The sequence below is a fragment of the Bradyrhizobium betae genome (assembly GCF_008932115.1).
In the GTDB taxonomy this organism is placed as follows: Bacteria; Pseudomonadota; Alphaproteobacteria; order Rhizobiales; family Xanthobacteraceae; genus Bradyrhizobium; species Bradyrhizobium betae.
In genome coordinates, this window is sequence record NZ_CP044543.1 from 3755056 (window position 1) to 3769097 (window position 14042).

General features: G+C 62.1%; 13 protein-coding genes and 1 tRNA gene. 10 read left to right on the forward strand and 4 right to left on the reverse strand.

Annotation, left to right across the window (positions count from 1 at the left end; all coding sequences use genetic code 11):
• Positions 1 to 45 precede the first annotated feature (45 nt).
• From F8237_RS17850 to F8237_RS17855, 3 genes are all read left to right on the forward strand, one after another.
• Positions 46 to 993, forward strand: a complete 948-nt coding sequence (locus F8237_RS17850) for an amidohydrolase family protein (protein WP_201280129.1) — start codon at positions 46 to 48, stop codon at positions 991 to 993.
• Between the two features lie 13 nt (positions 994 to 1006).
• Positions 1007 to 1243 (forward strand): hypothetical protein, encoded by a 237-nt coding sequence (locus F8237_RS36655; protein ID WP_201280130.1) that lies wholly within the window; start codon positions 1007 to 1009, stop codon positions 1241 to 1243.
• A gap of 110 nt (positions 1244 to 1353) precedes the next feature.
• On the forward strand, positions 1354 to 2799 hold the full coding sequence (locus tag F8237_RS17855) for an MFS transporter (RefSeq protein ID WP_244625926.1): 1446 nt from the start codon (positions 1354 to 1356) through the stop codon (positions 2797 to 2799).
• Between the two features lie 566 nt (positions 2800 to 3365).
• On the opposite strand, the gene F8237_RS36660 is transcribed toward F8237_RS17855, so the two are convergent.
• Positions 3366 to 3512 carry a hypothetical protein gene (locus tag F8237_RS36660; protein ID WP_201280131.1) on the reverse strand — a complete coding sequence of 49 codons (147 nt, stop codon included), beginning with the start codon at positions 3510 to 3512 and terminating at the stop codon, positions 3366 to 3368.
• A 90-nt stretch (positions 3513 to 3602) separates the two neighbouring features.
• Here F8237_RS36660 and F8237_RS17865 point away from each other — a divergent pair, with 90 nt between their 5' ends.
• Together F8237_RS17865 and mddA are read left to right on the forward strand one after the other, a co-directional pair.
• Positions 3603 to 4547, forward strand: a complete 945-nt coding sequence (locus tag F8237_RS17865; RefSeq protein WP_201280132.1) for a glycosyltransferase — start codon at positions 3603 to 3605, stop codon at positions 4545 to 4547.
• Positions 4548 to 4576: 29 nt separating this feature from the next.
• Positions 4577 to 5305, forward strand: a complete 729-nt coding sequence (mddA, locus tag F8237_RS17870) for a methanethiol S-methyltransferase (protein WP_151646676.1) — start codon at positions 4577 to 4579, stop codon at positions 5303 to 5305.
• A gap of 407 nt (positions 5306 to 5712) precedes the next feature.
• Here mddA and F8237_RS17875 read toward each other — a convergent pair whose 3' ends face one another.
• Complete coding sequence (locus tag F8237_RS17875) at positions 5713 to 7278, reverse strand: winged helix-turn-helix domain-containing tetratricopeptide repeat protein (protein WP_151646678.1); 1566 nt, start codon at positions 7276 to 7278, stop codon at positions 5713 to 5715.
• Between the two features lie 154 nt (positions 7279 to 7432).
• On the opposite strand from F8237_RS17875, the gene F8237_RS17880 reads away from it, so the two are divergent.
• The 3 genes from F8237_RS17880 to F8237_RS17890 all read left to right on the forward strand — a co-directional run bounded on the left by F8237_RS17880 (position 7433) and on the right by F8237_RS17890 (position 9887).
• Entirely contained in the window at positions 7433 to 8626 is a 1194-nt protein-coding gene (locus tag F8237_RS17880) for an acyl-CoA dehydrogenase family protein (protein ID WP_162006104.1), read from the forward strand.
• 25 nt (positions 8627 to 8651) lie between these two features.
• Positions 8652 to 9554: a GNAT family N-acetyltransferase gene (locus F8237_RS17885; RefSeq protein WP_151646682.1), complete on the forward strand. Its 903-nt coding sequence runs from the start codon at positions 8652 to 8654 to the stop codon at positions 9552 to 9554.
• Between the two features lie 248 nt (positions 9555 to 9802).
• Positions 9803 to 9887 (forward strand) — tRNA-Arg (locus tag F8237_RS17890).
• On the opposite strand, the gene F8237_RS17895 is transcribed toward F8237_RS17890, so the two are convergent.
• Positions 9888 to 10745: a dienelactone hydrolase family protein gene (locus tag F8237_RS17895; protein ID WP_244625927.1), complete on the reverse strand. Its 858-nt coding sequence runs from the start codon at positions 10743 to 10745 to the stop codon at positions 9888 to 9890.
• A 162-nt stretch (positions 10746 to 10907) separates the two neighbouring features.
• Between F8237_RS17895 and F8237_RS17900 the strand changes: the two genes are divergently transcribed.
• A complete protein-coding gene (locus F8237_RS17900) occupies positions 10908 to 12047 on the forward strand; it encodes an amidohydrolase/deacetylase family metallohydrolase (RefSeq protein WP_151646683.1) in 1140 nt (379 codons plus the stop codon).
• 30 nt (positions 12048 to 12077) lie between these two features.
• On the opposite strand, the gene F8237_RS17905 is transcribed toward F8237_RS17900, so the two are convergent.
• On the reverse strand, positions 12078 to 13223 hold the full coding sequence (locus F8237_RS17905) for an acyl-CoA dehydrogenase family protein (RefSeq protein WP_151646685.1): 1146 nt from the start codon (positions 13221 to 13223) through the stop codon (positions 12078 to 12080).
• 120 nt (positions 13224 to 13343) lie between these two features.
• Here F8237_RS17905 and F8237_RS17910 point away from each other — a divergent pair, with 120 nt between their 5' ends.
• Entirely contained in the window at positions 13344 to 14042 is a 699-nt protein-coding gene (locus F8237_RS17910; RefSeq protein ID WP_162006105.1) for an alpha/beta hydrolase family protein, read from the forward strand.

Here is a 14042-nt window from a genome sequence, read left to right on the forward strand (position 1 = left end):
CCCAAAGGCCATCAGTCGGTACAGTTCCGGCAGAGGAAAATTCATATGGCGAAAACCGTCATCATCTGCGGAAAACTGTTCGACGGCCTGGGCGACAAGATGCTTGGCCCGACTGAAATCTTGATAGAAGGCGACAGCATTGTCGAGGTATCGGGCTCGGTCGGCCGGCCCGGCGGCGCGAATGTGCTTGATCTCAGCGACCGCACTGTTTCTCCCGGCTTTATCGACACCCATGTTCATCTCTGCATCGACGGGCTGAATCTGGCGCGGCAAACGCTGCAGTGCTCGCCTGCAAAAGCGCTGGCCGGACTGCATTACGCCCAGCAATACATGCGCTACGGCTTCACGACGCTTCGCGACATGGGGACGCTGGATCCCGAATGGCTCACCGTCAACCTGCGCGACGCCATTGATAGCGGCATGGCTCGCGGACCGCGTCTGATCGTTGCTCCACATATGATCAGCGCAACGGCGGGCCACGGCGACATGCAGGGCATGTTTCCGTGCCGGTGCAATATGGGGCTGTCCAGGGTTGCGGACTCGCCAGCGAAAATACGCGAGCTGGTCCGCATGGAGCATGCGTTCGGCGCCGACTGGATCAAGACTATGAACACCGGCGGCTATATGAGCGCCGGCGACGATCCGGCCAGAGTGGCATGGTTCGAAGACGAAATGCAGGCTCTCGGACAAACCGCGCACCAGCTTGGCCTGCCGTTGGCCGTCCATACCGGGGCAGCGGAGGGGTGCCAGCAGGCGCTGCGCGCGGGTGCCCGCAGTCTCGAGCACTGCTACCTCATCGAGGACGAGGGCGTCGCTATGGCGGAGAAGGCGGGAGCGTTTCTCGTTCCGACCATGCAAATGACGCGTGAAGACAAGAGGCTTCTGACGGCGGGTAGGCTTCCCGAGCACGCGGTCTGGAAATTCCGCCGCGACGTGGCGGCGATCGACGACGCAGAAGCGCATCGCACGAAGCAATGCGAAAATAGCCTTTGAGACGGATTGCGGCATGTTCCCGTTCAACGAAGGCGTTCTCGAGTTTCAGGCGATGGTGGCGGCTGGTATCACGCCCGGCCGCGCTCTGAAGGCTGGTACGAGCGCCGCAGCGGAATTGTTGCAGCGCGATGATCTCGGCGCGATTGCGCCGGAAGACCCCCTGGAGGATATTTCCGCGACGGCGAAGGTGGACTTTGTAATGAAGGGCGGCAGGGTCTACCGGCATGGAGCTCTAGATGTACTCCAGTGATGAGCCCTTCGGTGCGTGACGGCCCGGTTGCTCCCGATGTCAGTTCGCCTCTCGCCGTCTAGGAATTCACTTCGATAAAAGCGAAGGATGTCCAAATGACTAACGCGACCTTGAGCCTCGCCGCGGCACCCGCCTACGAAGGTACCAACCGGTTGATCCTGGGAATTGTCTTGGCGGTCGTTACCTTCTGGCTCTTTGCCCAGACCACGTTGAACGTTGCGCCGACCATGCGCGACGACCTGCACATCACCAACAGCGAGAGCAACATCGCGGTCAGCATCACCGCACTGTTTTCGGGGATTTTCATTGTCGTCGCCGGCGGACTGGCCGACCAATTCGGCCGGGTCAAGCTGACCAATATCGGCCTCGCCTTGAGCATCCTGGGCTCGCTTCTGATCGCGCTCTCGCCGCCCGGTACCGCGATGTTCCTGATGGCGGGGCGCATCATCCAGGGCATTTCCGCCGCCTGCATCATGCCCGCGACGTTGGCGTTGATCAAAGCCTATTTCACGGACAAGGAACGACAGCGGGCATTGAGTTTCTGGTCCATCGGTTCTTGGGGCGGCTCTGGTGTGTGCGCGCTTTTTGGCGGCCTCGTTGCGTCGACGATGGGTTGGCGCTGGATCTTCTGGATGTCGATCGCCGTGGCGGTCGCGAGCTTTCTCCTGATCAGGGGCACTCCAGAAAGTAAGGTCGAAACGGCGGAACGGAAGCCTTTCGACTGGTTCGGACTAATCACATTCATCGTCGCTATGGTTGCCGTCAACGTCGTGATCGGACAGGGCTCGGCGCTCGGTTGGGTGAGCGCGAAGGTACTCCTTCTGACGGTGCTCTTCATCGTCTCTGCGTTCTTGTTCCTCAGGACCGAAAGCCGCAGCGCTTCTGGCTTCGTGGACCTCACGCTTTTCGGAAACACGACCTATAGCGGCGCGACATTGTCGAACTTCCTGCTCAACGGCGCAGCCGGGACCTTGCTGGTGACATTGACCTTGGTTCAGCAAGAAGCGGGATTGTCCTCCCTGCAATCGGGTCTACTGACCGCTGGGTATCTGATCGCCATCCTGTCCACGATCCGGGTCGGCGAAAAACTCCTGCAGAAGATGGGGCCGCGAAAGCCGATGCTGATCGGCTGCTGGATCACCGCAATCGGAATTCTGCTGACGACCTGCACTTTCCTGCTGGCGCGCGAATATCTCGTCGCGGCCTCCGTCGGATTCACGCTGTTCGGGATCGGACTGGGTCTCTACGCCACGCCGTCCACCGACGCAGCTCTGTCCAACGTACCACAGGACAAGGCGGGATCAGCCTCCGGCATCTACAAGATGGCCTCATCGCTCGGCGCCGCCTTCGGGGTCGCGATTTCCGCTGCGATCTTTACGGGCTTGAGCCATTTGCAAGACCTCGGTCCCATTGCGGATATTGCGATGGGAAGAACCGACAATGTCAACGTCCGCTTCGCCGCCAGCATGGCGCTGATGTTCAACGTCGTGATGGTTGTCATCGCCATCGTCGCGATCGCGATGACCGTGCCGAAACGTCGTCAATCATCGGGATGAGATTCCACCCATAGCACGGGCTGGTCCAATCAACTGACGGAGTTTGCCGTGAAGGCTCGCTCACGCGGAGATCAACGGCGGCCGTCTTGGCGGGCGGCGCGCCTCTCTCGTCGCGACGGCGCGCGCGCAGTTTCCGAACCGTCCGGCAAAGCCGCTCTCGCCGTGCGCGCGCTGGTCGGAACGCTCGCGGGCGGATGGCTGCAACGGCTGGCGCTGGTTGCGCGGTGATGCACCGGCCTCCAATCCTGTTCATGGATGAACCGGAGTCCTGCGGCGACCATATCCCAATCGTCGCCATGAAGCGTGCGTAGGCGATCAAATTCAGCTTTTCACGCAGTATCAGGCCTCCACCCAACAGCACCCGACCTCGGTCGAAGCGGCGTTGAACGGCGTTCGCGCCGCCGTGGATGCGGTCTCGAAAGCCGTGGCCGAGGCGGGGACGGCTGCGGACGCGGAGATGTCGGCCAACTAGCACCGCAATCACCGAGTTTCTCGATCGGAGACTCTACGGTGTCCGACCGCGGCAACAGCCCAGCTCGCGGTCGACGGCCAGGCGCGCTCTCTATCTATCCTCCCCGATAGGCCTTGGGCACGGGCGACGCGACATCGCGATTGCCCGTGAACTGCGCAAGCTGCACCCCGACCTCGAGATCGACTTGCTGGCGCAAGACCCGGTAACCCGGCTCCTCACGGCAGTCGGTGAGCGCATTCATCCCCTGAGTTCTCGCCTTGCAAGCGAGTCCCGGCACATCGAGCTTGAGTCGGGAGAGCACGATCTGAACGCGTTCCAGGCGATTCGCCGAATGGATGAAGTGCTGGCCGCCAATTTCATGGTGTTCCAGGATGCGGTCGAGGATGGCGACTACGAGTTGGTCATTGCGAACGAAGCGTGGGACATAGACCATTTCTGGCACGAACATCCGGAATTGAAGAAGGCAAAGCTCGCATGGCTGACGGATTTTGTCGGCTTTCTTCCGATGGCCAGCGGTGGCGATCGCGAGGCGTTTCTAGCGCGCGACTATAATGCTGAGATGATCGAACATGTCGAGCGCAATCCGGGCGTTCGCGATCGGGCGATTTTCGTCGGCAATCCCGAAGACATTGTCCCCCGCCCCTTCGGCGACGACCTCCCGGATATGCGGGACTGGGTGCCGAAGCATTTCGATTTCTCCGGCTACATCATTGGCGAGCACCCCCAGGCCTTCGGGTCACGTGACGATCTGCGTCAAAGCCTCGGCTACCGGCAGGGCGAACGTGTGTGCATCGTCACCGTCGGAGGATCGGGTGTCGGCGCGCACCTGATCAAACGAATCCTGCAGAGCTATCCGCTGGCGCAGTCTCGAATACCGGAGCTGCGCATGATCGTGATCGGCGGTCCGCGTATCGAGCCGATGTCCATCAAGGCGCCAGTCGGCGTCGAAGTGCGCTCATTCGTGCCCGATCTCGACCGACATCTGGCGGTTTGCGACCTTGCCGTCGTCCAAGGTGGGCTCACCACGTGCATGGAACTGACGGCGGCCGGTACGCCGTTTCTGTATTTTCCGCTTCAAAACCATTTCGAGCAGAATTTTCATGTCGCGCATCGTCTCGATCGTTACCGCGCAGGCAGACGTATGGACTACGCGGCGTCAACACCGGACACGATTGCCGACGCAATGATCGGCGCTTTGACCGACCGCACATGCTTCGCGCCGGTCGAAAGCAACGGCGCAGCGCGCGCTGCGCGCATGTTGTCAGAACTGATCTAACGGGTTGAGAATGATTTGAAGAGGGGGCCATGGCCGCACTTGTCTACGGAGTATTTTGTTACGTTCTATTCTTGTTTGCTTTTCTCTATGCGATCGGGTTTGTTGGGAACATCGTCGTGCCAAAGTCGACCGACAGCGGCGGCCCCTCAGCGGTCACGATCGAAGCGCTGATTGTAGACGTCGTGCTGCTTGGCCTGTTCGCAGTCCAGCACAGTGTAATGGCACGACAGGACTTCAAGCGCTGGTGGACCGGCCTCGTCCCGAGATCGGTGGAGCGAAGCACATACGTGCTTCTTTCGGGCCTTGCGCTCATCCTCCTGTACTGGCAATGGCGGCCGCTGACGGATATCATTTGGTCAGTGAGCAGCCCAGCCGGCGCGACTATTCTCTATGCCTTCTTTTGGCTAGGATGGGGGATCGTCCTGCTCAGCACATTCATGATCAACCATTTCGACCTGTTCGGCCTTCAGCAGGTCTATGCGCATTGGCAAGGAAGGGTATCGGAATCACCGCGCTTCCGAACGCCATTGTTCTACAGGGTGGTTCGTCATCCGATCTATTTCGGTTTTCTGTTGGCCTTCTGGGCCACGCCGACCAAGACAGCAGGGCACCTGCTCTTTGCAATTTCGACGACCGGTTACATTTTGATCGGCTTCCTGCTGGAAGAGCGTGATCTCGTCAGCTTTCACGGCGAGGCTTACATTGAATACCGCAAACGGGTCTCGATGATCGCTCCGCTGCCGCGTAGAAAGGCCTGACGAGATCTCTCCAAGCAAGAGCGTTGCTGCGAATGATATGTGAGCCGGTGGTAGAACTTGCTGCCATTTTTCGTAGGTCGTATGCGGATCGGCCTTTGGATGCCGCGTTGACGATTTCGTACCATTCTCAGAACGTTCGTTGATAGGATCGATCGTGCGACTTCCGCTTCTGGCGCAAGGCGGCCGTTGGTTGAAACAGGTCGTTTCGTCATGGGTGGGGCCGAAAATCTCTCGTGGTTCGATAAGGTGAGACGGCTAAGACGGCGGTATACAAAATGGCTTTTACAAAGATCGGATACGTACGGAAGACGCCGACCGCTTTTTCTGCGAGCCGGCCGGTTTGAACACACTGTTCGTAGGTCCCTTTGATGCCAGCAAGAGGCAAAGTTCTGCTTTCGATAGCGATATCAGCCTGTGAGACCTGCCTTGCGTAACCCACTGAGGAAATGTTCGCGGTCAGCGGCATTGCGATATCTTTCGCCGCGGGCCCGGGCGAGGTCCAGGGAGTTCGCGGGCGCGGGTTCGCCATTTGCATTCAGTTCACGATACCGTTCGCTGACGAACGCCTCCGCTTCGGATCGCGCGTCGCCAAGCGCCCCCATTTGCGCATAGCAGGCCGCCAGGAGGCCGTGCGACCACCTATCGAGGGATCGCGCCTCCATCAACGCTTTGACCGCCTGTTCGTACTCGTGCCCCGAATAAAGGGCGAGCGCGTGATACCAATGGTACAGGTTGGGCGGAAAGGGATGGAGCCGCTTGGCCATCCCGATCCATGCGAGCGCCTCCTGCCACCGCCCCCAATAGACCAGAATATTCGCGAAAATGGCCGCGACGTCGGCGTCGTTTGGATTGAGCGCGAGCGCCCGGCTGAAATGGATTTCCGCCTTGTCGTCCTGGTTCCGCAGGAACAGCAGCTGCGCGAAGACACCATGAGACCAGGCGTCGCCGTCGTCGATGTCGAGCGCGCTCTCGATCTCGCGATGCGCCTCATCCAGAGTAGCTGCGGCAGGCGACTCGAGAAACACGTCGCAGACGATGGTCCAAGCGATGTTGGCGCGGGCGCGGGCATATTGCGGGTCAAGCGCGACGGCGCGTCGGAAATACTCCCTGGCCTCAGCCATCCCCTTCACGGTCAACTGTCGCCAGCGCTCGTTTCCCAGCAGAACCAGATCGTAAGCCGTAAAGCTCAAGGTCGGCTTGCGTCTGGCGATGTCGCGGCCGGCGTCCTCCAGCCGGCCAGGCAGCGCTGCGACGATCGTTTGGACGATGTCGTCCTGCAGGGCGAAGATGTCTTCGAGTTCGCGATCGTAACGCTCGGTCCAGAGGTTGTACCCGCTCGCGGCGTCGAGAAGCTGGACCGTCACCCGCACCCCGCTGCCGATCTTGCGCACGCTCCCTTCGGCCACGTACCCGACGCCGAGTTCGCGGCCGACCCGTTTGATCTCGGCCGTCTTGCCCCTGTAGGTGAAGCTGGAATGACGGGCGACAACGAACAGCGACCTGAACCGCGACAATTCGGCGATGATGTCTTCCGTGATCCCGTCGGAAAAATAATCCTGCGCGGGATCGCCGCTCAGATTCGAAAACGGAAGAACCGCGAGCGACGGCTTGTCAGATCCCGCAGACACCGGCGACGCGGGCGGGCCGACTTCGGATCCGGTCGTAACCGGCGGCCCGATATAGCGGTAGCCGCGGCGCGGCAACGTTTCGATCCAGGCCGCACCCCCGTCGATGTCAGCAAATGTGCGCCGCAAGGCGGCGATCTGCACCGTGAGGTTGCTCTCCTCGATTGCAAGCCCCGGCCAGGCTGCCTCCATCAATGCGTCCTTGGAAACTGGCATTCCTGCGCGCTCGACCAGCAGGCGAAGTAGTGTCACCGCGCGGCGGCCAAGCACGACCGGCTCGGATTCCCGAAACAACATCTCGGCGTCCGCGTCGAGGCGGTAGGGACCGAATTTATGGATCGTCGCCATGGCCCTAGAGATTACATTTTCTGGGGAATTTGCAACTATTTCGGAACAGATTCAGGACCGCCGGGGAAACGGGCGGTGATGCTGCGACGGCGCTGACAGCTTGAGGAGCTGCGCCAGATACGCGATCCCAACAATGCGGTGGAGGCCGATGATTATGGCGCAGTCTGATCTGATCACCCATCCCGTGCCGTCTATGGTTGCCGGTGCCTCCGATCCGGTTTGCAGGGCGCTGGAGGCCGTTCGGGCACTGGCCCCGATGATCGCCGCGCAGCGCAACGGGTTCGATGGCGGCCGGCGATTGCCCAATGAGGTTTTCGAGGCGCTGGCCGATGCAGGGTTGTTCCGCCTATGGCTACCCGAAGCGCTCGGCGGGCCCGAACTGTCTCCCGTCGAATTCATGCGCGTCGTCGAGGCTGCCTCGGCGCTAGACGGCTCGGTGGGCTGGCTCGTCGGCAACGGCGGCGGCATGAGCCGGATCGGCGGCTATCTTGGTGAAGCCGTCGCACGCGATTGGTTTGCCGACAGGCGTATCTTTGTCGCCAGCTCGACCGGTGCGGTCGGTACGGCGACCCCCGTCGACGGCGGCTATTGCGTTTCCGGGCGATGGCCATTTGGCAGCGGCGCGCATCACGCGATGCGCTTCATGGTGCTGGCCAGCCCCAAGCCCGAGGACCCCGATTCGCCTCTTATCTGCTGCTATCTCAGCCAGAGTGACGTGACGATCCTCGACAACTGGCATGTTTCCGGACTGCGCGGCACCGGAAGTTGCGATTTCGAGGCACGGGATATTTTCGTGCCAGCAGCTCATGCCCATCCCTTTCTTGGACTGCAGCCGACCCAACCCGGACTGCTTTATCGGATGCCCCCGTCATCAGTGTTCGCGTGGAGCATCTGCGGGGTTCCGCTTGGCATCGCGTCTGGCGCCATTGCCTCGTTCGCGGAGCTTGCCTGTCAGAAAAGCCGCCTCGGCACCCGGGCACTTCTGCGCGATCGCGAAATTGTTCAGGCGACGGTCGGTCGGACGCGAGCGATGCTTCGCGCCGCCCGCGCCTTCCTGATGGATACCATGTCGGAACTGATAGCCGCGACCGATACGGGCGGCGAACGACTCGTCGATGCGCGCGCGAACGTTCGGATCGCCAACGCCCATGCGGCGGAGGCTGCGATGACCGTCACCGACATGCTGGCCGCCAGCGCAGGCGCTGCGGCCATCTTCGAGACTTGCGCGCTCGAGCGCGCGGCTCGTGACGTGCGTGCCGCGGCGAAGCATATCGCGATGAGTCCGAACAACTACATTATTGCAGGCCGGTTGGCCCTCGGGCTCAATCCTGGTACGGCGAGGTTTTGAACCTTACTTCTGACGGAGTTGCCCGATGTCCGTGATTTGCCGACCGGCGCGCGCGCAGGATCTGGAACTCGCCGATGCCCTCGTCGTCTCCAGCATCAACGATCTTACGGAGCGGCATGGTTTCGGACCCATGGCCGTCTCCTCCTCACCGAAGTTTCAGTTGTTTTCCCTGAAGGACGACCCCGACGGCTTATGGGTGGCCGAAGACGACGACCGGATCCTTGCCTTCGCGTGGAGTTGGGTCTGCGGCGACATGTGGTTTTTGGCGCAGTTGTTCGTGTCGCCCGATCACCAGGGGCAGAACGTCGGCAGCGAGCTCATCAAGCGGACTCTGGAACATGCCGAGAAATCGGGCGCCTCCAACAGGGTGCTCATCACCTTCAGCTTCAATACCGTCTCGCAAGGGCTCTATATTCGCCACGGCTTGCTTCCGCGATTTCCAATCTACAGCGTCAGTACGTCGCGAGAGCAGTTGATCGGCAGCTTGAGCGGCCCGCAATTCGATGTCACGCCGCTCGAGGACGATGCTTTGACGCTCGATCGCCTCGCGCAAGCGGACGAGCGGGTGCTTGGCGTGTCGCGCATAAAGCATCACCGCTACCTCATCAACGATAGTGGGGCGAGAGGGATTAATCTCTACGATGGAAGCGATTGGGTTGGCTACGCTTACCTGGACGCGGGCGGACACATCGGACCGCTCGCGGTCATGGAACCTCACGCCGTCGCTCCCGCCTTCAGGACGGCGCTGCACTTGGCAACAGAGAGCGGCTCGCCGCGGGTATCGGCGTTCCTACCTGGCGCAAGCGCGGCGGCTCTCAACACCGCGTTGGAGCACGGAATGCGGATTAAGTTTCCGATGTTGCTGATGTCGTCGCGCGAATTCGGCAATTGGGCCCAGTATCTTCCGCGCAACCCGGGCTTCATGTAGGCGGTGCCGACCAACATCCTCATGCCGAGGCCGTGGTTAGCTCGCCGCAAGCTCACGTCTGCATGCTTGCGTCGTGCAACCTGGACGTCTCAGAACCTCGCAATAGCAAGGCCAACTCCCGGGTCCCACGACGCCAATTTTCTTGTGTCGACATGGCGGTAAGGCCACTTGGCGCGAAGCGGCCGCTCGTGGTCTGGGCCGCGCCCGAATGATTGCCATGGTCCCTCGATGCAACACATTTGCAACACGATGGACTTAAGCTATTGACATTATTGATCTGAAAAAGGTTTCCTAAACCGTAGGTCGCATGTTCGAGTCATGCCGGGATCGCCATTACGGCTTCAGGACGCTTGTGAGAAAGCGTGATGTCGCCTCGCGCACGTCAGGTCGATTGAGGATGGTGTGCACCTCCGCATCCACGACGAAGACCACCGCCTGAGGATTGCCCTTCAGCGCGCCGGCGCACGTGCCGGTGACCGAATAGTCCTTGTTCCAGGGATTGCTCGGCGAGAAATAGGGGTCACGCGCCGAAATCGCATTGAAAACCGGCTGCTCGGGGCCGAAGCCCGGGCGTGGACCATCGACGAAGTAGTTGGCCTCGCAGGACCATGAATAGATCAGGCGCGCCACGCTCTCCGAACCGGCATAACGGCTGACCGCGACCGCCCCCTCGCTGGTGCCGGCGATGACGATGCGGGCGCGATCCACCCAGGCCCATGTCTTCGAAGCCTCCAGTGCATGTGCAAGCTCGGCAAGGCGCAGCGCGTGGACGCGTTCATAAATCTCGACCGGAACCGGCGAGACGTAGGTCAGCCGGTCCGGAATCGCGAGGCTGTCAGGCGCGACCGAGGCGAGCCCCAGCGTGTCGGCGAGCCAGACCTGAAAATCCTTGATGGCCGGGGCGATCCCGCTCGATCCATGCAGCAGCACGACCAGCGGCGCCTTGCCGGTTACTTCGGGCACGGCAGAGGGAACGCCCTGCCAGCGTTCGCGGCCGGTGAGCGAGGCCGGCAGCACGAGATTGACCTTGCTCCAGGTCGCGGCGACGTTGTCCGCGGTCGGATCGAGCGTCGTGCCCTTGATGTCGCCGGGCTTGTCCTCGGCCAGAACCGGTGTCGCGACCGCTGCAAGCACACAGGCAAGGCCCGCGAGCCATGCCAGCCTTGCGGGTCGTTTCCAAATCCGGTTCATGGTGAGGTCTCCAAAATCTGCGGCAGTGCTGCCATTCGGCGGGACTGTCCGCGCAATTTGCCTGCCCGGCTCAAAAATTGCTACAGGCGGTCATTGCTACAGGCGGTGAGGAGCCTTCCTGGCTGACATTCACAAGCCTCACCGCGCAATCCGGAGATGACGATGCCGTTCGACTTGATCCTGCGCGGCGGACGGGTCGTTGACCCCTCCCAGAAGCTCGATGCCGTGACCGATGTCGCCTTTGCGGGCGGCAAGGTCGCCGCAATTGGCTCAGGGCTCAAGGCCGATCCGGGCACGGATGTGCGCGACGTCTCGCAGTTCATCGTGACGCCGGGGCTGATCGATCTGCACACCCACGTCTATTGGGGCGGTACTTCGCTCGGCATCGATGCCGAGGAATTCTGCCGGCTCTCCGGCGTCACCACCGCGGTCGATACCGGCAGCGCCGGTCCCGGCAATTTCGCCGGCTTCCGCAAGCACGTGATCGAGCCGAGCCAGGTCCGCATCCTCGCTTACCTGCACGGCTCGCATGCCGGCATCTTCGGCTTCTCGCACCGGATCATGGTCGGCGAGAGCGAGGAGCTGCGGCTGATGAATCCCGTTGAGGCGGCCAAGGTGGCCGACGCCAACCGCGATCTCATCGTCGGCATCAAGGTGCGCGTGGGCCTGCACTCCTCGGGCACCTCGGGGGCGGTGCCGCTCGACATCGCGCTCGAAGTCGCGAACGAGGTCGGCATGCCCCTGATGGCGCATATCGACCATCCGCCGCCGAGCTATGAAGAGGTGCTGGCGCGCCTGCGGCCCGGCGACGTGCTGACCCATGCGTTCCGCCCCTTCCCGAACACGCCGGCGACCGCGCAAGGCACGGTGAAGAGAGCAGTGCTGGACGCGCGCGAACGCGGCGTGCTGTTCGACATCGGCCACGGCAAGGGCTCGTTCGCCTTCAAGACCGCGCGCGCGATGCTCGCCAACGGCTTCTATCCGGACACCATCTCGTCCGACATCCACCAGCTCTGCATCGACGGTCCGGCCTTCGACCAGGTCACGACACTGTCGAAATTCCTGTGCATGGGCATGGAGCTGTCGGATGTGATCGCAACCTCGACGGTGAACGCCGCAATGGCGTTGCGGCGTCCCGAGCTCGGCAGCCTCAAGCCCGGCAGCGTCGGCGACGCCACGCTTGTTACGGTCAGGCAGGGCCAGTTCGACTATGTCGACGTCGTCGGCGAGCACCTGACCGGCGACCGCAAGATCGTCTCGGAAGGCGTCGTCATCGGCGGTCGCTGGTGGCATCCGAATTGAGCGGCGTCGTCCACGGCCACAGCGACTGATTCACAAGGATCTCGCGATCAGCAGCTTCATGATCTCGTTGGTGCCGCCGTAGATCTTCTGGATGCGGGAATCGATGAAGATGCGCGAGATCGGGTATTCCTGCATGTAGCCGTAGCCGCCGAACAGCTGGAGGCATTCGTCGGCGGTCTGCACCTGCTTGTCCGAGCACCAGTATTTCGCCATCGACGCGGTGACGGTGTCGAGATCCCCGGCGATCAGGCGCTCGATGCACCAGTCGACAAAGACGCGCGCGATCGTCGCTTCGGTCTTGCGTTCGGCGAGCGTGAAGGCGGTGTTCTGGAAGTCCATCAGCGGCTTGCCGAACGCCTTCCGTTCCTTGGTGTACTCGGTGGTGAGCCTGACCGCGCGCTCCATCGCGGCGACGGCGCCGACCGCGAGCGCGAGGCGCTCCTGCGGCAATTGCTGCATCAACTGGACGAAGCCCTTGCCTTCCTCATTGCCGAGCAGGTTTTCCGGCGGCACGGTGACGTTGTCGAAGAACAGCTCCGACGTGTCGGAGGCGTGCAGGCCGATCTTGTCGAGGTTGCGCCCGCGCTTGTAACCGTCCGCGCCCGCGGTCTCGACCACGATCAGGGAAATACCTTTTGCGCCGACATCGCCAGTGCGGGCGACGACGACGATGAGATCGGCGGCCTGGCCGTTGGTGATGAACGTCTTCTGACCGTTGATGACGTAGGAATTGGCCTGTTTCTTCGCGGTGGTCTTGACGGCCTGGAGGTCCGAGCCGGTGCCGGGTTCGGTCATGGCGATGGCGCCGACCATCTCGCCGGAGGCCATCTTCGGCAGCCAGCGCTTCTTCTGCTCCTCCGAGCCGTAGTTGAGGATGTAGTGTGCGACGATGGCGCTGTGCACGGAGACGCCGGTCGTCAGCTCCGGCACCGTGCTTTCGAGGTCCTCCAGCACCGCCGCGTCATAGGCGAAGGTCGCGCCCAGGCCGCCATATTCCTCCGGTACGCTGGCCAGCAGCGCGCCCATCTCGCCGAGCCCGCGCCAGGCGAAACGGTCGACCATCTTCTGCGCGCGCCATTTCTCGGCATGCGGCGCCAGGTCCTTGGCAAGATATTTCCGGAACTGGTCGCGGAAGACATCGAGCTCTTCGGTCATCCAGGAGGAGCGGTAGGACATGGTCACCTCGATTGGTTCGGATTGCCGGCTTGGTAGGCCAGTCGGCCGCGGCAATTATTGTGTTTTCAAGCTGCGCCGGTGACGCTACCAAGGCCGCCGGAAACGCGTCTGTCAGGATGGTTGATTGTGGCTGTCAAAACCCAAGCCGTCAAAACCAACGAGCTCAAGCTCGACGTCGAACGGATCGGCGCGGTCTCGGCGATCCTGACGCAGCCGGACGCAGCGCGCGCCTGTTACGCGCTGGCGCATGGTGCGGGCGCGGGGATGCGGCATGTGTCCATGGACAGGATTGCGGCGGGCCTTGCCGATCGCGGCATCGCCACGTTGCGCTTCAATTTTCCCTATATGGAGAACAAGCAGGGCCGTCCCGACCAGCCGGCCGTTGCGCAGGCCACCATCCGCGCGGCGGTCGCGGAGGCGGCGCGGCTGTGCCCGGGATTGAAGCTCGTCGCGGGTGGAAAATCGTTTGGCGGGCGCATGACCTCGCAGGCGCAGTCCAAGGCGCCGCTGCCTGGCGTCAAAGGGCTCGCCTTCCTCGGCTTTCCCCTGCATGCCGCCAAGAAGCCGTCGACGGAGCGCGCCGCGCATCTCGCCGACGTCGAGATCCCCATGCTGTTCCTGCAGGGCACGCGCGACGGACTTGCCGATCTCGGCCTCCTCAGGCCGGTGATCGCGGCGCTTGGTGCGAAGGCGACGCTGCATGAAGTCGAAGGCGGCGATCATTCCTTCGCGGTGCTGAAGAAGTCGGGCCGCAGCAATGACGAGGCGCTCACCGAGGTGCTCGACACGCTCACCGCCTGGATCGACCGACTCGGCTGA